Raw genomic sequence first — 18,153 nt, 5'->3', positions numbered from 1 at the left:
GCGCGGAGGCTGGATGCATGCGCCCTGACTACACTTCCAGCCGCGCCGCGTCACGCGGCATGCACCTGATCGAAATCCTGGTCGTCACGGCGGTACTGGCCGTGCTGCTGGCCGCCGGCTGGCCCTCGCTGCAGGCGCTGCTGCTGCACCAGCGCGCGGAAGCCACCCGGTTCAGCCTGCAGGCCGCCCTGGCAACGGCACGCAGCCAGGCCATCATGCGTCGCGAACTGATCGGCCTCTGCGCCAGCGCGGACGGCCAGCGCTGCGGGGACGACTGGAGCCAGGGCTGGATTGCCTACCGGGCCGCAGGCGCGTGGCAGCCCCCATCCACGGCCGATGCCATTGTCCTGCATCAGGGCGGCCGCCCGGATGTCACGATCAGTGCGGCCAGCAGCAGCGGGCGACCGCAACTCTATTTCCAGCCGGATGGCCGCAGCCCCGGCAGCAACCTGACACTGCAAATCTGCGTGCGGGGACGCGAGCACGCGCGGGTCATCGTCAGCAACAGTGGGCGGGCGCGTTCGTCCACCACGCGGACTGGACAAGCCTGTTGAAACGATGCCCCTGCGCTCTCAAGCAGGCAACAAAAAAGACCTGCGGAAATCCGCAAGCCTTTGATGTGTAACGTCTGGCGCCCGAAGTTGGACTCGAACCAACGACCCCCTGATTAACAGTCAAGTGCTCTAACCGGCTGAGCTATTCGGGCGGGGACGCGCATTGTAATCACGTCGAACAGGGAGTGCAACACTCCCGTTCACATGCTTGCGTCGTCTGTTTCCAGCAGTGTCACCAGCACTCGGACAGCGTGGTCTTGGCGGTCTTCACGTTGGCCTGGTTGAGCGTCAGATTTCCACACTTGTCCTTCGCCTGTGCGTTGACGGCTGTGGCGGTGAAGGTGAATGTGGACTGCGCAGTCTGCATGGACAGGGTGTAGGCCGCCGTGCCGCCCTCGCGCGGGGAGTTGATCGAATCGGCATTGCCCGGGAACTTGAAACCGACGTAGGTGTTGTTGACCGTGTGGAAGCGCTCGGCCAACTGTGCGTATTCGACCAGGTCGGCCTTGGCCTGGGCCCGGCGCGACTTGCGCACATGTTCGCTGTAGCTCGGGTACGCGATCGCGGCGAGGATTGCCACGACCGCGACCACAATCATCAGCTCGATCAGGGTGAAACCGCGGGCCAGACGACCCGCCGCGAAAGATTGGCGCATTGCACGGGCTCCTGCTGCCGGGGAAGAATGGACGCCGGTCACTGGATCTGCCTCCAGGACTGACGGCCGCAGGGGTACGGCAGGTACATCGGATCAGCGCCGGCCACCGAGATCTGCATCAGGCACGCCTCGCCGGGCGGCTGCGGCGGCGGGTTGCCGGGAGTGCTGTCCGGCGGCGCCAGGCGCGGCACCACCGACGTCGTCACATCCCTCACCGGCGCGTTGCCGCCCGTGTTGAGAGCAACGCCGGCCGTACCCGCCCCCGGCGATCGGCCGTCGGGGGCTCCGAAGCGCACCTGCGACATCGCGGCCTGGCCGGTGCTGGCCTGCAGGCCGAGCAACCAGTTCGCACCGTCCACCGAGCAACCCTGAGCGTCGGACGGAATATAGGTCGGGAAGAACACCACGCCGGACACGATCCTCGGATTACCGACCGCACGCTCCTTGTTGGCCAGCACCACGGTCCAGCCGCGGCTGACCGTAGGCACGGTCCCGCCACGCAATGTCCGCACGCCGGAACCGATCTCGGCCGTATACGAGCTCAGGTTTGCCGAGGTCAGCGTCGTCGTCGGCTGGCCCGCTGCGGTGTCGTTGATACCGTACAACGCCTGCACCGCCGTATCGCTCTCGTCACCGTAGTAGGAGAAGCTGCCGGTGCCGAAGATCAGCATCACGCCACCGGACGGTCCGGTGGTCACCGTCATGCCACCGGTGATCGGCTGACGGTAGGTCCGGCGGTCGGCGGGATCGACATGGGTATCGGTGGTGAACAACGGTACGGTTGGCGCGGTGGTCCCGCGCAGGTCGAACTTCCAGATAACGCCACGCTTGTCGGCGCCATAGACCGTATCGGCCAGGCCATCGCGCACCTGCGCGTTCTGCCCGGTTCCGCCCCAGCGATCAACCACCACAATGTTGCCCAGCCCGTTGCTGCCCGACGGCAGGTTGGTACCCGACTCGATCGCCTCGATCATGCGGATGGTCGGCGTGCGGCCTGCCACCATGTCAACCACGAACAGTACCGCCTTGCCACTCCTGCTCTCGTAGCCGTTGCCGAAGATCGCCTTGAAGCCCACCGAACCGTCGGCATTCTTCACCGGCACGATCACCGGCTTGCCCAGCACATGGCCGATGTTGGCGCGCACAGCATCGTCAAGCGAAGCATCGAGGTCACTGATCTCCCACAGCAGGGAGCCGGTGGCGCCGAAGTTGCCCGGATCGGACACATCCAGCGCGAACACGCTGCGGCCGCCGGCACCGGCCGTGCCCACCAGTGACGTGGTCCACCCGTTGCTGCCGTAGGTGTCGCTGATCGTCACCGGGCCATCGACGTAGTAACGGTGCTGGAAACGCTGGGCGTTCTGGTTGGTCGGGTCGTTGGGCAGCAACAGGTTGCCCATGTGGCCCAACGCGGTCGAGGGAATGTAGGCGAACCGCTCCTTGCCACCGTCGGCGTCCATCTGGCCGTCGGCGCCCATGCCACCATCGAAGGCATGCAACATGCCGTCGTTGGCGCCGGCGTAGACCATGTAGCGGCGACCATTGCGCTTGGTGGTCATGTAGGCGGCGTAACTGCTGCCCATCGTGCCCGGGAGGCGGCCAAACCCATAGTCATCCAGAGGCGAACTCAGCACCGGGGTGGAGGTGATGATGTCGCCCAGTACCGTGCTGCGATCACGCAGCTTGCCGCCGTTGCGCTTCTCGCCGGAGGTTTCACCACGCAGGTAGGCCACGGCCGTGGTGGAATCCGTTGTCAGGCCGGCCAGCTCGGACGCGCTGCAGATCAGGATGCCCGGATACAGCGTCGACGACTTGGTGCACAGATTGGCCAGGCTGACATTGCTGCCGGTGAAGTCTTCCAGCGCGCCGTTGCGCCAGAACCGGATGCGGCGTGATGCAGGCGCCGGCATCTTCGCAGATGCTTCCCAGGCCTCTTCCGAAACGATCTTGCGGGTGGACGGCTCGACGCTCAGCTTGAAGGCGCGCAACTTGCTGTACCAGTCGGTGCCGTTGTTGGTGGCCTCGTAGAACGGCTCCACCGACAACGAGCCGACGCCGATGCGTGCGCCGGTCAGCGAACGCGAGCCGGACGGCGTGGCGCCCTGGGCGACGTTGCTGATGATGCGGCGCATGGCTGCAGTGATTTCGGCCGGGCGCGTAGCGTTGACCATTTCACCGCGGGTGTCATAGACCGCGTTCCACAGCTCATCAACGGCCTCAGGCTTGAGGTCCTGCGTCGTCGTCGGGAAGTTGGGCTTGACGACGTACGGGTCGGGGCTGAGCACCCACGGGCGCAGCGGATCCGGCAGGTAACGGACGCCGAACTCCTTGCCCTGCGTGCCCAGCGTCACGCCGTAGAAATTCATGTGCAGGTGGGTCTTGCAATCCAGCGACGGATTTGGATTCGGCCCCTTGCACTCGGCCGGCACCGGCACGGAATTGGTCTCCTTGCCCGGCACGAGAGAACTGTTGTAGTACGGCGCTACGAGATCCTTCATCAGCGTCGTGTTGCCGGACTCATTGATATAGCCATCGGTGAACAGCATGCCCGCGTTCTTCTGGCATGACAGGAGTACCGGCGCGTTCTGATCCGTGCGCTGGAATTGTTCGCCAAGGTACTGTGCGGCGGAACGATTGGGCGTACTGCTGCTGGCCCGCATTTCGCCGATGATCTGGCTGAGCAGCTGCTGCTTCTCCGGCTCGTTGGTCATGTTGAACATGGTCACCGCGCGGCGGCCATTGATACGGAACCAGCCCACGCGCAGATTGGTAGTGTCGTACAGCGCATTCGTGGCCGCACCGATCAGCGCTTCGCGTCGCGTCCGGTACAGGCTGAACCAGTTGGCGAAGCTCTGCATGGCAGCGTTGTACTTCGCTTGATTGTTGCCGAAGTTCGCAAGCTTGATTTCGTACTTGTACAACGTACCCGGACGGCCGCCCGGAGGATTTGCAACGGCAACAGGAGCTGCGGTGTACCCATATTCCGCCGGCAGCGTGGACGGATCTGCCAGGAAGAACGTAGCCGGATAGAAGGCGACGGCAGCATCGCAGCTTGAGCTGCTGATGGTAGTCTGGCGCGTCACGTTGTCGAACGAGCCTTCCTGCCGGACAGCCCCACCGCTCAGGTTGCATCGCCCACGCTCAATACGCGTTCCGACCGGCAGCGTCATGCCGGAACGGAAGCGGAAGCGCCAGTTCGCGCCGGTCCGCCCGCCGGTGTCCATGCTGGTCAACAGCGAGTCCACAGTCAGGTCCAGCGCGCCGGCGATCTTGTTCGGTGCATTGCCCGGACGCGGGTCCAGCGGCGCGCTGGACGCCCTGATGTCCAGATAGTTGGCAAGGGCTGTATCGGACAAGCCGGTCTTCCAGCCAGGATAGATCTCACGCGGGTCGTAGTAGGACGGGTTGACGTCCGGCGATCGGGCGAAACCGAAGCTGTCGAGCGGCGGGATGGCTACCTGGTCGTCGCGTCCATAGCTGGGGAAGACGTACAGGTAGCGCTGCCCAGACCCATCGTAGCCGTTGACGGCACCCTGGTTGTAGAAGCCACTGCCATCCCAGCGGTACACGCCATCGCGCGTGTTGTTCAACGTTTCCCACAGCATCGAGCCGGAATCATCCAGCGCCATCAGGAAGGCCGGCGGCGTCTGCACCTGGATGTTCAGCGGCGCCTGCGCCAGCGTGCCCTGGGCCTGGGCCGCCATCAGGCTGTAGATGACATAGCCCCCCCCGAGCGCCAGTGCGGCGCCGCCTGCGGCCATGAAACGGAATTTGCGCGAAGCCATGGCCTGCGTCCTCAGAGTTTGAATACGGTATCGATGACAACCGACGACGAGCTCGCATCGGCGTCGTCGGTCGCGAAGCCGGTGATCTGGTAGATCGGCGTGACGTCTTCCAGCGGACGGCCCATGTCGAGCGACGATTCGCCCATCACACAGCTGTCAATCTGGCGGACATTGACCGCAGGACGCATCTGGTTGCGGTGGCTTTCAGCCCAGATGGCCGGATCGAAGCCGTCATCGCAGACCCGCGACAGAGTGCTGGACTGCACCAGGCTGTCGTTCCCCACATCCTGACGGTTGGCGATTTTCTCCACCGAGCGTTCGGCCGCACGCACCACGCCCTCCGAGTTCTGGAAGGCCCGGTTGGCGGCGCGGTAGTTCGCTGCCATTTTCTCCTGCATGCCGGCCACCTGCATGCCCGCAATGCCGAGCAGCGCCAGCAGGATGAGCATGATCAACGCGACATAGAGCACGGCGCCGCGCTGGGCGCGAGCGGAGGCGGGCCTGAACGAACGTGAGAAGGTCGTCATGATCAGTTCCCGAACAGGCGATTGCGCAGTGCAATCGAGACTTCATAGCTGGAGCGGTAGCGGCCGTCAGGCCTGTCACTGCTGGCAAAGCCCACGCCGAGTACCGACAGCGGGTTGGCCGGCGTGCTCGAAGACGACGGCGTCGGGCTGCGTGCCAGCAGCCCCACCTGCACCTGCCCCACCCGCAGCCACTGCGCGGCACCGGCAGCGTTAGCGTTGCTGCTGACGCCAGTCGCGGCGGCCAGGCGGGTGATGTTGCCGGCCGGCGGCGTGCCCAGGCTGATGTTGGCGGTACTGTCCAGGCCATACAGCAGCTGCAGGCTTTCGATGCCTTCCACGAGTTCTTCATTGACCGCATAGGCGCCAGCACTGTTGGCGCGCGCACGGCGTAGGCCCGGCTGACCGGTCTCCGGATTGATGCCGACGTAATAGACCATCGACTCGGCGCGATAGAGCATCGTCTGCCCGGTCGGCTGCGCTGCATAGCGCGACAGGTCCAGCGAGGGCGCGGTCACACGTGCCGCACTCAACGTACCGGCGAAGATGTCCGCATGGGCACAGTCGGCGATGCCGAACAAGGTCGGTGCCGCCACGCCCCCCGAGGTGAGCCTGGCCACCCGGGTGCTGTCCATGTCCAGAAGCGCATTGCCGCCACTGGACGAAATGCCGGTCACCGGCACCCCCTCAGGGGCCAGGTAGCGCAGCACCAGCACATCGCTTCCGCCTGCCGGCGCAGGGCTGAGCCGGGTGATCGCTGCCGGCAGCGCTGACGGTGCGGACCATGTCGCCCCGAGTGCGAGCCTCCCGCCCGGTGCGGTTCCCGGTGCATCGAAGCCCTGGATGGAAACGCTGAAATCAAGCGGGCTGCCATCGCCCGAGGATGCACCCAGATGCGATACCGGATCGCCCTGGTTCTTCACCACGTGGGCCTGGTCGTTCACGCAGCCCATGTGCCCGGCCATGCGGATGTCGCGCTCAAGGAAATCCAGCGCGAAACGGGCGTTCTCCTGCACGCGCGAGGCCCCCTCGGACAGGCGCGAGGCAGCCTGCGAGGCCATGAAGACCTGCACCACCCCCAGCATCAGCACCAGGCTGATTACCAGGGCGATCATCAGTTCCACCAGCGACAGGCCGGCCATGGTGGCACGTCGGTTCAGGCGCATGCTCACAGCTCCGTAGCCAATGCAAAGGTGGTGGCCTTGTCCGGGTCATCCGGATCCCAGCGCTGGTCGCCCCAGGTGATGGCCACATTGACCACGCCGCCATTGAAGGTGACATCGGCGCCTGCATCGTCGCCCAGCGCCTTCACCACCTGGCATTGCCAGCGCGCGATCTTCTTTTCAATGGAGACGTCGCCGGTATCGCTGGTGCACGCGGTGGCGGCGGTCTTGCTGCCTGCCGCGAACGACGCGCCGGTGTACCAGGCCGCCTGGAAGCGGTTGCTGCGCATCTGCTCGGTCAGGTCGTACGCAAGGTTGGTGGCCTGGGTTCGATAATTGGCGCTCTGCACGAAGCGGACATTCATGGTCTGCAAGAGAGCAAAACCCAGCAGGCCGAACGCCAACACGATGATGGCGATCAGTACTTCCAGCAGGGTGAAGCCCCCGGCCTGGCGCGCGCGGAAGGTACGGGTGGTCATGGACAGGCTTCCTTAGTGCTGCGGATCTGCCCGGAGGCGTTCACCGTCAGTGTGCGCTTGTGCAGTGCGCCCTTGCTGCAGACGTCCGGCTCCAGCCGTACATCCTGCTCGGCGCTGGCGCGGCGACGGCCGCGCCCGTCGAAGGCGATCTCCGTGGCCGGCCCAGTGATCTTCAGCTTGGGATTGCCACTGACGAAGCGCAGGACGGTTTCACCTGCCGACAGCGCACCGTCGCCATTGGCATCGGCAAAGGCCAGCATGCCGCCCGACCAGGCACCATCACAGCTGGCACCGTCGCTGCTTCCACAGACGCCGCCACCGCGGTTGCTGCGGATCGCCTCGCTGCGGGCAAGACTGAGCAGGCCCAGGACCTCGTTGTTGGTCGAGCTCACCCGGCTCGAACGGATCGTGCTCTGGAAACTTGGAAAGGCGATCGCAGCCAGGATCGCCACCACGGCGATGGTGACCATCAGTTCAACCAGCGTGAAGCCGTTTTGCCGGCGCAAAGACATTGGACGCTCCCCAGCGTGTTGGTGGCCACGATGGGCCATCGCCCCGCCACCGGCAAGCGGCGGCAGGATGAACGGTCAATCCGGGGCGACGGGCGTCAAAGGCTTGACGACCCGCCCTCCCCTGCCAGTGCCGGCGCGATCCCCATCGCGCCGGCCCGGGTTCAGGCCAGCACCTGGTAGCAGGGCTGGTATTCGCCGGAGATCTTCATCCGGCGCTGCTCGACGAAGGCGCGCAGCAGCGCATCCAGCGCCTGCATCATGTCCGGGTCGCCGTGGATCTGGAACGGCCCGAACTGCTCGATGCGGCGCATGCCGTCTTCCTTCACGTTGCCGGCGACGATGCCCGAGAACGCGCGGCGCAGGTCGGCCGCCAGCGCGTGCGGGGCACGCCCGTGGTGCAGGTCCAGCGCTGCCATCGCTTCGTGGGTGGGTACGAAGGGCTGCTGGTACTCCCACGGAATCTCGATCGACCAGTTGAAGAAGAACGAGTCCTTCTGCGCCAGGCGGTGCTCGCGCACGCGCTTGATGCCGCTGGCCATCTTCTTCGCAACCGCGACCGGGTCGCCGATGATGATCTCGTAGCGCTCGGCCGCCGCATCGCCCAGGGTCAGGCGGATGAAGCGATCGATCTGCTCGAAGTACGGTGCCGCTACCGTCGGGCCGGTCAGGATCAGCGGGAACGGCAGGTCCCTGTTCTCCTCGCGCAGCAGGATGCCGAGCAGGTACAGGATCTCTTCGGCGGTGCCGACGCCACCGGCGAACACGATGATGCCGTGGCCGATGCGGACGAAGGCCTCAAGGCGCTTCTCGATGTCCGGCATAATCACCAGGTGGTTGACGATCGGGTTCGGCGACTCGGCGGCGATGATGCCCGGCTCGGTCAGGCCGATGTAACGCGTCACGGTACGGCGCTGCTTGGCATGGGCGATGGTGGCACCCTTCATCGGGCCCTTCATCGCACCGGGGCCGCAACCGGTGCAGATGTCCAGGCCGCGCAGGCCCAGCTCATAGCCCACCTGCTTGGTGTACAGGTATTCGTCGCGCGAGATCGAGTGTCCGCCCCAGCAGACGACCAGATTCGGGTCGCCCGGATTGAGGATGCGCGCGTTGCGCAGCAGGCCGAACACCGCATTGGTGATGCCCTCGGACGACTCCAGCTCGGCCGCATAGGCCGGGCCCATCTCGATGGCCATGTAGGCCAGGTCACGCACCACGGCGAACAGCAGTTCGGCGACGCCGCGGATGATCTCGCCGTCGACGAAGGCCATCGCCGGCGCGTTGACCAGATCGATCCGCACGCCGCGATCCTGCTGCGCCACCTGGATGTCGAAATCAGGGTAGAGATCGCGCGCGGCGCGCGGATCGTCCGAGGCGCTGCCGCTGGTCAGCACGGCCAGCGCGCAGCGGCGCAGCAGCTCATGCATGCCGCCGGCGGAGGCATCGCGCAGGCGGGCCACCTCGGCCCGCGACAGCACATCCAGCCCACCGCGCGGGTAGATCCGCGCATCCTGCACCGGCAGTGCACGGGCCGATTTTTCGTTCGTGGTCATATCCAATTTTTCGCTTCCTTCAAGGTTTCCGACTGTACTGCCGCCCCCTTAAAAAGCAAAACGGCCGGGAAGACCGACCGTTGGATGAGTGCTGCCCGCGTCCGCCTTTCCGGGACCGCATCGGCGGCGTTGGCACCGCGCACATTTCTGGATGCTACGCCGTTGCCCCAAGCCCTGCAAGGACTTTCGCCTGAACGGAAAACGGCCGGGTTTCCCCGGCCGTTTCCACTTACCACTTCAAGCGCTGATGGATCAGAACTTGTACTTCAGGGTCAGCTGCATCGACCAACGCGACACGGCGGTATTGCCCTTGTCGTTGTTGTTTTCCTGCACCGACGGGTTGTCGGTCGAACCGGTGAAGGAGTACACGTACTTGCCGGTGGCCGGGTCGATACCTGCGTAGTTGGCAACGCGACGGGTCGAGTAGAAGCCGTAGTCGTCGATCAGGCCCCACTTCTTGTTCAGCAGGTTGCCGACATTCATGATGTCCAGGGCGACTTCACCCTTGTGACCCTTCATGAAGCCCGGGAATTCCTGGCTGACGCGGACGTCGAAGCTGTTGACCCACGAGGCGCGGTGGCGGTTGGCCGGGACCACGCTGCCACGGTAGGCATCGAGTTCCGGGTTCTGCGCCAGCCAGTCGAAGAACTGCTTCTCCATCGCGGCACCGCCGGTGAACAGCACGTCGCCCGGACCCTTCGGCACGTAGAACAGGTCGTTGGTGGCAGCACCGTCGCCGTTGGCATCGTTGTAGAAGATGTAGCTGTACGGACGGCCCGAACGGCCTTCGTAGAACAGGCCGACGCGGGTGGCGTTGTCACCGAAGAAGTTGTGCTTCCACTCCAGGGTACCGGTGATACGGTCCTTCATCGCGTAACGCGAGTTGTAGGCCACGTTCTCGTTGGCATTGAAGATCAGCGTGTTGTTCCAGTTCGAGGTGTTCTGCGAGCTGGACAGCGGGCTGACTTCGGTCGACTTGGTGTAGGTGTAACCCAGCGACCAGCCCCAGTTCTCGGTCAGCGGCTTGGCCAGCGAGAAGGTGGCCTGGGTGCCGCGGCCCTTGTCGGTGTTGCGCAGGACCAGAACGTCGCCAATGTCGGACGGGCGGTTGGCGCGGTCAACCGCACCCTTGGTACCGGTCGACATGCCGTAGTCGACACCCTTGTCGATACGGGTATTGGCCTGGTTGCGGCCAGCAGCGTTCCAGTAGATCGCGCGGCCATCCTGCCCGAAGGCGGTCGGCGCCGACACGTCCAGACGGTCGAAGTAGATGCCGTCCTTGACCTTGGTGAACAGCACTTCGGCCGATGCCACGATGCCGTACCACGGCAGCTCATGGTCGAACGCCAGGTTGGCCTTCCACACCGACGGCAGGCGGGTGCCCGGCGCGATGATGTCGACGTTCTGACGGGCCGAAGCCGGGCCGCCGGCCGGGATGTACGGGTTGTTGCCGTCCGGAGTGAAGGCACCGGCCGGGATGCTGCGCTCGTCGTACTCGATGTAGTTCAGGCCGGTGTTCTGGTAGGCACCTGCCAGCCACACGTTCGGGGCGGCGCCGCCGAACAGGCCCACGCCACCACGCAGCTGGGTCGGGCGATCGCTGTCGAAGGTGTAGTTGAAGCCGACGCGCGGCTGCACCAGGTTCTTGTCGACCAGCTTGGTGTTGTTGAAGCCGTACAGCTGCTCGATGCGCGGGTTGTACAGGCGCTGGGTGCTGAAGTCAGGCATGTCGATGCGCACGCCGAACATCAGGTTCAGGTTGTAGTTGATCGCCCAGGTGTCCTGCACGAACACGCCAGTGTTCTTCAGGGTGAAGTCGGCCGGGATGTCGCTGCGGCTGCCATCGGCGCGCGGAGCACGCAGCTGGTAACGCGAAGCCTTGCCCGCCAGGAAGTCGTTGACGCTGTTGAATTCGTACACGCCGTTGAGGTTGCGGCCGTAGAAGTTCATCAGGTCATTCTTCGAGTAATCGAAGCCGAACTTGACGGTGTGGTCACCGATGTACCAGGTACCGGCACCAAAGGCGCTCAGTTCCTTCGACTCGACGATGTTGACGTGGGTGTTCTGTTCGGTACCGACGTACAGCGAATCGTTGCCCGACTTGATGCGGATCTGCGGCATGTCGACCAGCGGGACGCGGTTGGCCGAGTAATCCTTGTGCGAGACCTTGAACTCGGTCGAGAAGTTCTCGGACCAGTCACTGAACAGTTCGCCCATCCAGGTTTCGTACTGGGTCGGCTGCTGGTACCAGAAGTTGCTCAGCGAGATGGCGCTGCTGCTGACCTGCGGGAAGCGAACGACGTTCTGCTCCATCTTGTTGTAGCGCAGGGCCGCACGGTGGTTCTCGTTGATGTTCCAGTCCAGCTTGACCGCATACTCTTCGATCTCGGTCTTGCTGTTCGGCGCCGTCAGGCTGCCCGGGTCGTAGCCCAGCTTGCCCAGGAAGTTCTGGACATCGGTGATCTGCTGCTGGGTGATGGTGCCACGGCCGATCGGCGTGTCGCTCAGGGCGACGCCGGCAGCCGAGCGCTCGTACTTTTCATAGTTGGTGAAGAAGAACAGCTTGTCCTTGACGATCGGGCCGCCGAAGGTCATGCCGTAGGTCTTCTCGTCCTCGAAGCCGTTGAAGTCCTGCCTGTCGCCTTCCAGGCGCGAGCGGACCATGTCCTTGTCGCGGTACGAACCGTACACGGTGCCGTGGAATTCATTGGTACCCGACTTGGTCACGGCGTTGATCACCGCGCCGGTGCCACCGGCGATGGTCGTGTCGTAGTTGGCCAGGTCGATGTTGATTTCCTGGATGGCGTCCATCGACACCGGCTGACGCTCGGTCGGCAGGTTGTTGGAACCCAGGCCGAACGGATCGGAGGCGCTGATGCCGTCGATGCGGATGGCGTTGTAACGGGTGTTCTGGCCGCCAGCCGAGATCGCGCCGTCCGCCTTGCTGACCTGCGAGATGCGCGGATCGAGACGGACGTAGTCCTGGATGTTGCGGCTGGCCGACGGCAGCGCATCCATCGTTTCGCGGGTCACGTTGGTGCCGGTGCCCATCTTGTTGGCACTGAACAGGTCCAGGCCGCCGGCGGTGGCAACAACGTTCACCGCGTCCAGGTTGGTCGCAGCCAGATCACCGCCGAGGTTGGCGTTGACGGTGTTGACCTGGTTCAGGTTCAGGTAGACACCTTCCTCGGTCTTGGTGCCTTCACCGGACTTGGTGATGGTGATGGTGTACGGACCACCCACGCGCAGGCCGCGCGCGTTGTACCGGCCCGACGCATCGGTGGTGGCACGCGAAACAGTGCCCGACTCGGTGTGCGTGATGGTGACTTCAGCGCCGGCGACAGGCTGGCCTGCAGCGGACATCACCTGGCCGCCGACACCGGCGGAGGTGCTGCTCTGGGCGAAGGCGGGAGCGGCAGCAAGTGCAGCCACGAGACCAAGGGTGAGCTTGGACATCCGGAGTGGGTGGGTCATTTTTCGGTAGCCTCGATGCGAGTTGGCGATGGCGGAAAAAAAGCGCATCCAAGCAGCCCTGCGGGTGGCTGATCGGAGAGTTATCTGGGGTTCCCTACCGCTCGGCTGAAGGCAGCCCTAACGGTTAACACTAGATTAACACGCTACGCCATCAATGTGACGGTTGTGCGACAAACGGCACCGGTTCGCAACGCAATCGTGACGGGTTCTTCACTCCGCCTTTCCACGGGACTCACTTTTCCCGGGGCATCCCACTGGCGTCGAGAATCTGCCCGCGCCAGGTGCTCCCAGCGGCGGACAGCAGGGTCACCGCCGCGGCCGCCGCGGCTTCCGGGCCTTGCGCAGCCGGGTCCTGGTCGATGGAATAGGCACGTGCCCGCAGCGCCGTGCGCAGGGGGCCGGGGTACAGGCCGCTGACCCGGACGGGACTGCGGCCCAGTTCATCGTGCAGGCTGGCGATCAGGCCACGCAGGCCGTGCTGGGCCACGCCGTACCCGCCCCAATAGGCCTGCCCCACCCGGTCGGGGGCATCGACCGCGAACACCAGGGCGGCATCCTCGCGCTGCCGCAGCAGCGGCAGGCAGGCCTGGGCCAACCAGGCGGGCGCCGTCAAGGTGACATGGATGGCACGGGCGAAGCTGGCCGGGTCGGCCAGTTCGAACGGGGTCAGGCCCGGGAAGTGAGCGGCACAGACCAGCAGGCCGTCCAGCCGCCCCAGCTCGCGCTGCAGGGCCTGGGCCAGTTCGGCATAGTCATCGGGGCCGGCACCTTCCAGGTCCAGCGGGTACAGAAGAGGTTCCGGACCGACCGCCTGGACCTGGGCATAGACCCGGTCCAGCCGGCGCGGCTTGCGTCCCAGCAGGACCACGGTGGCCCCGGCTGCAGCTGCGGCGACCGCCGCGGCACTGCCCAGCCCGCCCCCGGCGCCGGCGACCAGTACGACGCGATCCTGCAACGGACGGCCATCAATCGCCCCGTCAGTCGGTGACGTCGACGGCCAGGCACTCATCCCTGGGTCGCCTCTTCGACGATGCGCTTGAGCTCGCCGGATTCAAACAGTTCCATGACGATGTCGCAGCCGCCGATCAACTCACCGTTGATGAACAGCTGCGGGAAGGTCGGCAGATTGGAAAAGCGCGGCAGGTTGGCGCGGATCTCCGGCTCTTCGAGCACGTTGACTGTGCGCAGGGTGACGGCGCCGGCTGCCATCAACGCCTGCACGGCGCGACTGGAAAAGCCGCACATCGGGTATTGCGGGGTGCCCTTCATGAACAGCACGAGCGGGTAACGATCGACCTCGGCCTGGATTTGCTGCATTACCGCCACAACCACACTCCTTGCTTCGCCGGACAAACCGACCGTGATGGTCGGCTAGACTGCCCACGGTAGCCGCCATTGTAAGCGGATGGAACAGGCTGCCGCCGTCCCCCTGGCCACGAACCTGTCCATGCCCGTCGAATTGCCTGCCCTGCCCTACCTCCCCGGCTCCCTGCAGCCCCACCTGTCCGCGCAGACCGTTGAGTTGCATCACGGCCGCCACCACCGCGCCTACGTCGACGCGGTCAACGCCGGCACTCTCGGCACCGAGTGGGAGGAGGCGTCACTGGAAGAGATCGTGCGCCATGCCCAGGGCACGCTGTTCGATGCGGCCGCCCAGGCCTGGAACCACGGCTTCTACTGGCAGTGCCTGCGCCCGCGTGGCGGCGGCGAGCCGCAGGGCCGGCTGGGCGAGCTGGTCAAGCGCCAGTTCGGTGACGCGCAGCGCCTGCGCGAGGAATTCAACCGCACTGCGCTGGGCCTGTTCGGCTCGGGCTGGGTGTGGCTGGTGCAGCACCCCGGTGGCCAGCTGGGCATCCAGGCCACCCGCAACGCCGGCACGCCACTGACCGGCGAAAGCACCCCGCTGCTGTGCTGCGATGTCTGGGAGCACGCCTACTACACCGACTACCAGAATGATCGCGCGCGTTACCTGGATGCCTTCTGGCAGATGGTCAACTGGGATTTCGCCGAGAGCCAGCTGCGCTGAGGCAGCGGCTCGGCCCCGGGGTAGTGCCGGTCGCTGGCCGGCATCCCACTGGGCATACAAAGATGCAGGAATTGCCGGCCAGCGGCCGGCACTACCGGGAAACAGAGCGTGGCTTCACGCGTTTTCGTGCGCGGCCACCGCGTCCATCACCCGTGCCGAATACACCAGCGCCGCGCCGGCGTTGAGCGACACCGCCACGCCCAGTGCTTCGGCGATTTCCTCGCGGCTGGCGCCATGCTTCAGCGCAGCGTCCACGTGCACGGTGATGCAGCCGTCGCAGCGGGTGGTCACCGCCACCGCCAGTGCGATCAGCTCACGGGTCTTGGCATCCAGATGGTTGGTCTGGGCACCGGCATTGGCCAGGGTGGCGTAGCCCTTGACCGTGTCCGGCGAGAGCTTGCCGATCTCGCCGATGCGGCCCTTCAGTTCCTTGCGGTAGGCATTCCAGTCGAGCATGGTCGTGACTCCTGTGAAAGGAGCTCCACGCTACCACCGGCAATGGTGCGCCGACGCCTGCACCGGCGCGCCACACCGTTGCAGGCATGCAGGGTTGTGCCGGCCATTGGCCGGCACGCCCGGGCTCAGCGGTTGCGCAGCGCGTGCACTGCCGGCGCCACCTGGGCCTGGCGGTCCAGCTCCAGCCCGACCTGGTCCAGCGCATCGGCCAGCGCATCGGCCTCGTCGTCGCGCAGGGTGGCATGGCCGACCTTGCGGCCCTCACGCGGCAGCTTGCCGTAGTCGTGCCAGTGGCCGCCGGCCTGGGCCAGCACCGGCAACGGATCGGGCATCTCGCCCAGCCAGTTCAGCATGCAGGCGTGGCCGAGCATGCGGGTGCTGCCCAGTGGCAGGCCCAGCACGGCACGCAGATGGTTCTCGAACTGCGAGGTCTCGCTGCCTTCGATGGTCCAGTGGCCGGAGTTGTGCACGCGCGGCGCCATCTCGTTGGCCAGCAGCTCACCATCACGGCAGAACAGTTCCAGCGCGAACACGCCGACGTACTGCAGGTGTTCGGCGACACGGCGCGCATAGCCGATCGCTGCCTGCTGCTCGGCGTCGGACAGCACCGCCGGTGCCACGCTGGCCGACAGCACGCCGTCGACATGCCAGTTGCCGGTGACCGGCCACGCTTCGAAGCTGCCATCGCGGCCACGCACGGCCACCACGCTGACCTCGCGCTGGAAGGCCACGAAGCCTTCCAGGATCAGTCCGGTGCGCTCCACCTGGGCACCCAGCGCATCCCATGCGGCGTCGATGTCGGCTTCGCTGCGCAGGCGGAACTGACCCTTGCCGTCGTAGCCGAGGCGGCGGGTCTTGAGGATGCACGGCAGGCCGAACTCAGCCGCCTTCGCCGCCAGCTCGTCGCGGTTACGGATGTCGGCGAAGGCCGGCAGCGGAATACCCAGCTGCTGGAACAGGGTCTTCTCGCTCAACCGGTCCTGGGCCACCGCCAGCGCGGCCGGCGGCGGATAGACCGGCACGCGGTCGGCCAGGAACTGTGCACTGTCGGCCGGCACATTCTCGAAATCGAAGGTGACCACATCGACCTTGGCAGCGAAGTCCGCCAGGGCCTGGCGGTCATCGAAGGCGCCCACGGTAAGCGGCGCCAGCGGGCCGCTGCACGCGTCGGCCGCCGGGTCATACAGTTCGAAGTGCAGCCCCAGCGGCGCACCGGCCAGGACCATCATGCGGGCGAGCTGGCCGCCGCCCAGGATGCCGACGGTCAGGCTCATTGGCGCGGATCGTCGTGAGCCATCACGTCTTCGGTCTGGCGTGCACGGAAGGCATCGAGCGCCTGACCGATCGCCGGCTGGTCGCTGGCCAGCATCGCCGCCGCGAACAGCGCGGCGTTGGAGGCGCCGGCGTTGCCGATGGCGAAGGTGGCGACCGGGATGCCGGCCGGCATCTGCACGATCGACAGCAGTGAATCCATTCCGTTAAGGGCCTTGGACTGCACCGGCACGCCCAGCACCGGCACGGCGGTCTTGGCCGCGATCATGCCCGGCAGGTGCGCGGCCCCGCCGGCACCGGCGATGATCGCGCGCAGGCCACGCGGGCCCGCCTGCTCGGCGTAACTGAACAACACATCCGGCGTCCGATGCGCGGACACCACCTTCACTTCGAACGGAACACCCAGGGCTTCAAGCTTCTGGGCGGCGTGCTGCATGGTTTCCCAGTCGGAACGGGAACCCATGACGATGCCGACAAGCGGCGCGATCGGGTTGGGGGTCATTGGCCGTCACCTGCCTTAAAGACGTATTCTAGCCATCTTCCACGCAAGACGAAGAACCATGGATCGCAAGCTGCTCGACCTGCTGGTGTCGCCGGACACCCGCCAGCCCCTGTCCCTGCTGGATGGCAAGGGCCTGGAAGCCCTCAACAAGGCCATTTCCGCCGGCACGGTGACCAAGGCCGATGGCAACCCGCTGGCGCAGCCGCTGCGCGAGGCGCTGGTCACCCGTGACCGCAAGCAGGTGTTCCGCGTCGACGACGGCATCCCGGTGCTGCTGGCCGAGGAAGCCATTCCGACCGCCCAGATCGCCGACTTCCCGGCCGCATGAGCACGCTGCCGACGCCGGATGCGGCCGTTGTCGCCGCCGATGTCGCGCGCGCACTGGCCGAGGACCTGGGCAGCGGTGACGTCACCGCCGCCCTGCTCCCCGACCAGGTCGACAGCGCCTACCTGCTGTGCAAGCAGGATGCGGTGATCGCCGGGCGCCCCTGGTTCGACGCCACCCACCGCGCGCTCGACCCTGACGTGCGCATTGAATGGCGCATCGCCGAAGGCGATGCCGTCACCGCCGGCACCGTGCTGGCCCTGCTGCACGGGCGCAGCCGCAGCCTGGTCAGTGCCGAGCGCACTTCGCTGAACTTCCTGCAGACGCTGTCCGGCACCGCCACCACCACTGCCCGCTACGTGGCCGCGGTGGCCGGTACCGGTACCCGTATCCTCGACACCCGCAAGACCCTGCCTGGCCTGCGCCTGGCGCAGAAGTACGCGGTGCGCTGCGGCGGCGGCGAGAACCACCGCTTCGGCCTGTACGACACGGTGATGCTGAAGGAGAACCACATCCGTGCCGCCGGTTCGCTGGCCGCGGCGGTAGCCGCCGCACGCCGGCAGTGGCCTGCGCTGCCACTGGTGGTCGAGGTCGAAGACCTGGCACAGCTGCGCCAGGCGCTCGAAGCCGGTTGCGAGCGCATCCTGCTGGATGACTTCAGTCCCGACCTGCGCCGCGAGGCGGTGCGCATCACGGCCGGGCGCATTCCGCTGGAAGTCTCCGGCAGCGTCGGCCTGGGCGGCCTGCGCTCGATCGCCGAGGATGGCGTCGACTGCATCTCCATCGGCGGACTGACCAAGCATGTGCAGGCCATCGATCTGTCGTTGAAGCTGGGCCCGCCACCGGCTTGAGGCCTACGGGACCTTGTGGAGCCAA

17 protein-coding genes and 1 tRNA gene are annotated in these 18,153 nt (G+C 65.9%); 4 read left to right on the top strand and 14 right to left on the bottom strand.

The window, feature by feature from the left end; genetic code table 11:
- The first annotated feature begins 17 nt into the window (after nucleotides 1-17).
- Nucleotides 18-554, top strand: coding sequence for a GspH/FimT family pseudopilin (locus tag ACMGRF_RS05305; protein ID WP_245150970.1), 537 nt, complete (start codon nucleotides 18-20; stop codon nucleotides 552-554).
- 75 nt (nucleotides 555-629) lie between these two features.
- Here ACMGRF_RS05305 and ACMGRF_RS05300 read toward each other — a convergent pair.
- The 11 genes from ACMGRF_RS05300 to grxD all read right to left on the bottom strand — a co-directional run bounded on the left by ACMGRF_RS05300 (nucleotide 630) and on the right by grxD (nucleotide 14,022).
- Nucleotides 630-706 (bottom strand) — tRNA-Asn (locus ACMGRF_RS05300).
- 80 nt (nucleotides 707-786) lie between these two features.
- Nucleotides 787-1,209, bottom strand: a complete 423-nt coding sequence (locus tag ACMGRF_RS05295) for a type IV pilin protein (RefSeq protein WP_049416370.1) — start codon at nucleotides 1,207-1,209, stop codon at nucleotides 787-789.
- Between the two features lie 38 nt (nucleotides 1,210-1,247).
- Entirely contained in the window at nucleotides 1,248-4,994 is a 3,747-nt protein-coding gene (locus ACMGRF_RS05290; RefSeq protein WP_049416373.1) for a pilus assembly protein, read from the bottom strand.
- An 11-nt stretch (nucleotides 4,995-5,005) separates the two neighbouring features.
- Complete coding sequence (locus tag ACMGRF_RS05285; RefSeq protein ID WP_049416375.1) at nucleotides 5,006-5,521, bottom strand: PilX N-terminal domain-containing pilus assembly protein; 516 nt, start codon at nucleotides 5,519-5,521, stop codon at nucleotides 5,006-5,008.
- Between the two features lie 2 nt (nucleotides 5,522-5,523).
- Nucleotides 5,524-6,684 carry a PilW family protein gene (locus tag ACMGRF_RS05280; protein ID WP_049416378.1) on the bottom strand — a complete coding sequence of 387 codons (1,161 nt, stop codon included), beginning with the start codon at nucleotides 6,682-6,684 and terminating at the stop codon, nucleotides 5,524-5,526.
- A 2-nt stretch (nucleotides 6,685-6,686) separates the two neighbouring features.
- On the bottom strand, nucleotides 6,687-7,160 hold the full coding sequence (pilV, locus tag ACMGRF_RS05275; protein WP_049416379.1) for a type IV pilus modification protein PilV: 474 nt from the start codon (nucleotides 7,158-7,160) through the stop codon (nucleotides 6,687-6,689).
- Nucleotides 7,157-7,672: a GspH/FimT family pseudopilin gene (locus ACMGRF_RS05270; protein ID WP_049416384.1), complete on the bottom strand. Its 516-nt coding sequence runs from the start codon at nucleotides 7,670-7,672 to the stop codon at nucleotides 7,157-7,159. Before ACMGRF_RS05270 ends, pilV begins: the two co-directional genes overlap by 4 nt.
- A gap of 161 nt (nucleotides 7,673-7,833) precedes the next feature.
- Nucleotides 7,834-9,222 (bottom strand): nucleotide 5'-monophosphate nucleosidase PpnN, encoded by a 1,389-nt coding sequence (ppnN, locus tag ACMGRF_RS05265; protein ID WP_049416387.1) that lies wholly within the window; start codon nucleotides 9,220-9,222, stop codon nucleotides 7,834-7,836.
- A gap of 252 nt (nucleotides 9,223-9,474) precedes the next feature.
- On the bottom strand, nucleotides 9,475-12,696 hold the full coding sequence (locus tag ACMGRF_RS05260) for a carboxypeptidase regulatory-like domain-containing protein (RefSeq protein ID WP_080352997.1): 3,222 nt from the start codon (nucleotides 12,694-12,696) through the stop codon (nucleotides 9,475-9,477).
- Between the two features lie 232 nt (nucleotides 12,697-12,928).
- Complete coding sequence (locus tag ACMGRF_RS05255; protein ID WP_049416391.1) at nucleotides 12,929-13,705, bottom strand: SDR family NAD(P)-dependent oxidoreductase; 777 nt, start codon at nucleotides 13,703-13,705, stop codon at nucleotides 12,929-12,931.
- Nucleotides 13,702-14,022 (bottom strand): Grx4 family monothiol glutaredoxin, encoded by a 321-nt coding sequence (gene grxD, locus ACMGRF_RS05250; RefSeq protein WP_005415957.1) that lies wholly within the window; start codon nucleotides 14,020-14,022, stop codon nucleotides 13,702-13,704. The genes ACMGRF_RS05255 and grxD overlap by 4 nt, the downstream gene beginning before the upstream one ends.
- 121 nt (nucleotides 14,023-14,143) lie before the next feature.
- Between grxD and ACMGRF_RS05245 the strand changes: the two genes are divergently transcribed.
- Nucleotides 14,144-14,722, top strand: coding sequence for a superoxide dismutase (locus ACMGRF_RS05245; protein ID WP_049435954.1), 579 nt, complete (start codon nucleotides 14,144-14,146; stop codon nucleotides 14,720-14,722).
- A 114-nt stretch (nucleotides 14,723-14,836) separates the two neighbouring features.
- Here the strand turns inward: ACMGRF_RS05245 and ACMGRF_RS05240 are convergent, their stop codons facing one another.
- The 3 genes from ACMGRF_RS05240 to purE all read right to left on the bottom strand — a co-directional run bounded on the left by ACMGRF_RS05240 (nucleotide 14,837) and on the right by purE (nucleotide 16,952).
- On the bottom strand, nucleotides 14,837-15,178 hold the full coding sequence (locus tag ACMGRF_RS05240) for a carboxymuconolactone decarboxylase family protein (protein WP_019659022.1): 342 nt from the start codon (nucleotides 15,176-15,178) through the stop codon (nucleotides 14,837-14,839).
- A 125-nt stretch (nucleotides 15,179-15,303) separates the two neighbouring features.
- Complete coding sequence (locus ACMGRF_RS05235) at nucleotides 15,304-16,452, bottom strand: 5-(carboxyamino)imidazole ribonucleotide synthase (protein WP_049414905.1); 1,149 nt, start codon at nucleotides 16,450-16,452, stop codon at nucleotides 15,304-15,306.
- Nucleotides 16,449-16,952, bottom strand: a complete 504-nt coding sequence (purE, locus tag ACMGRF_RS05230) for a 5-(carboxyamino)imidazole ribonucleotide mutase (protein WP_005412808.1) — start codon at nucleotides 16,950-16,952, stop codon at nucleotides 16,449-16,451. Before purE ends, ACMGRF_RS05235 begins: the two co-directional genes overlap by 4 nt.
- Before the next feature lie 58 nt (nucleotides 16,953-17,010).
- On the opposite strand from purE, the gene ACMGRF_RS05225 reads away from it, so the two are divergent.
- On the top strand, nucleotides 17,011-17,280 hold the full coding sequence (locus tag ACMGRF_RS05225) for a Trm112 family protein (protein WP_005415953.1): 270 nt from the start codon (nucleotides 17,011-17,013) through the stop codon (nucleotides 17,278-17,280).
- The gene (nadC, locus tag ACMGRF_RS05220; RefSeq protein WP_049414903.1) at nucleotides 17,277-18,128 is read left to right on the top strand and encodes a carboxylating nicotinate-nucleotide diphosphorylase; all 852 of its coding nucleotides are present in this window, start codon (nucleotides 17,277-17,279) and stop codon (nucleotides 18,126-18,128) included. Before ACMGRF_RS05225 ends, nadC begins: the two co-directional genes overlap by 4 nt.
- The last annotated feature ends 25 nt before the right edge of the window (nucleotides 18,129-18,153 follow it).

It is taken from the genome of Stenotrophomonas sp. EMP41 (assembly GCF_047495535.1).
Taxonomy (GTDB): domain Bacteria; phylum Pseudomonadota; class Gammaproteobacteria; order Xanthomonadales; family Xanthomonadaceae; genus Stenotrophomonas; species Stenotrophomonas sepilia.
This window is presented reverse-complemented; position numbering and strand designations above follow the sequence as displayed.

What these genes read in the sequence shown, in the direction of transcription:
- ACMGRF_RS05305 (WP_245150970.1), top strand. Translation starts at nt 18, where the DNA reads ATGCGCCCTGACTACACTTCCAGCCGCGCCGCGTCACGCGGCATGCAC.
- ACMGRF_RS05295 (WP_049416370.1), bottom strand. Translation starts at nt 1,209, where the DNA reads ATGCGCCAATCTTTCGCGGCGGGTCGTCTGGCCCGCGGTTTCACCCTG.
- ACMGRF_RS05290 (WP_049416373.1), bottom strand. Translation starts at nt 4,994, where the DNA reads ATGGCTTCGCGCAAATTCCGTTTCATGGCCGCAGGCGGCGCCGCACTG.
- ACMGRF_RS05285 (WP_049416375.1), bottom strand. Translation starts at nt 5,521, where the DNA reads ATGACGACCTTCTCACGTTCGTTCAGGCCCGCCTCCGCTCGCGCCCAG.
- ACMGRF_RS05280 (WP_049416378.1), bottom strand. Translation starts at nt 6,684, where the DNA reads ATGCGCCTGAACCGACGTGCCACCATGGCCGGCCTGTCGCTGGTGGAA.
- pilV (WP_049416379.1), bottom strand. Translation starts at nt 7,160, where the DNA reads ATGACCACCCGTACCTTCCGCGCGCGCCAGGCCGGGGGCTTCACCCTG.
- ACMGRF_RS05270 (WP_049416384.1), bottom strand. Translation starts at nt 7,672, where the DNA reads ATGTCTTTGCGCCGGCAAAACGGCTTCACGCTGGTTGAACTGATGGTC.
- ppnN (WP_049416387.1), bottom strand. Translation starts at nt 9,222, where the DNA reads ATGACCACGAACGAAAAATCGGCCCGTGCACTGCCGGTGCAGGATGCG.
- ACMGRF_RS05260 (WP_080352997.1), bottom strand. Translation starts at nt 12,696, where the DNA reads ATGACCCACCCACTCCGGATGTCCAAGCTCACCCTTGGTCTCGTGGCT.
- ACMGRF_RS05255 (WP_049416391.1), bottom strand. Translation starts at nt 13,705, where the DNA reads ATGAGTGCCTGGCCGTCGACGTCACCGACTGACGGGGCGATTGATGGC.
- ACMGRF_RS05245 (WP_049435954.1), top strand. Translation starts at nt 14,144, where the DNA reads ATGCCCGTCGAATTGCCTGCCCTGCCCTACCTCCCCGGCTCCCTGCAG.
- ACMGRF_RS05240 (WP_019659022.1), bottom strand. Translation starts at nt 15,178, where the DNA reads ATGCTCGACTGGAATGCCTACCGCAAGGAACTGAAGGGCCGCATCGGC.
- ACMGRF_RS05235 (WP_049414905.1), bottom strand. Translation starts at nt 16,452, where the DNA reads ATGAGCCTGACCGTCGGCATCCTGGGCGGCGGCCAGCTCGCCCGCATG.
- purE (WP_005412808.1), bottom strand. Translation starts at nt 16,952, where the DNA reads ATGACCCCCAACCCGATCGCGCCGCTTGTCGGCATCGTCATGGGTTCC.
- ACMGRF_RS05225 (WP_005415953.1), top strand. Translation starts at nt 17,011, where the DNA reads ATGGATCGCAAGCTGCTCGACCTGCTGGTGTCGCCGGACACCCGCCAG.
- nadC (WP_049414903.1), top strand. Translation starts at nt 17,277, where the DNA reads ATGAGCACGCTGCCGACGCCGGATGCGGCCGTTGTCGCCGCCGATGTC.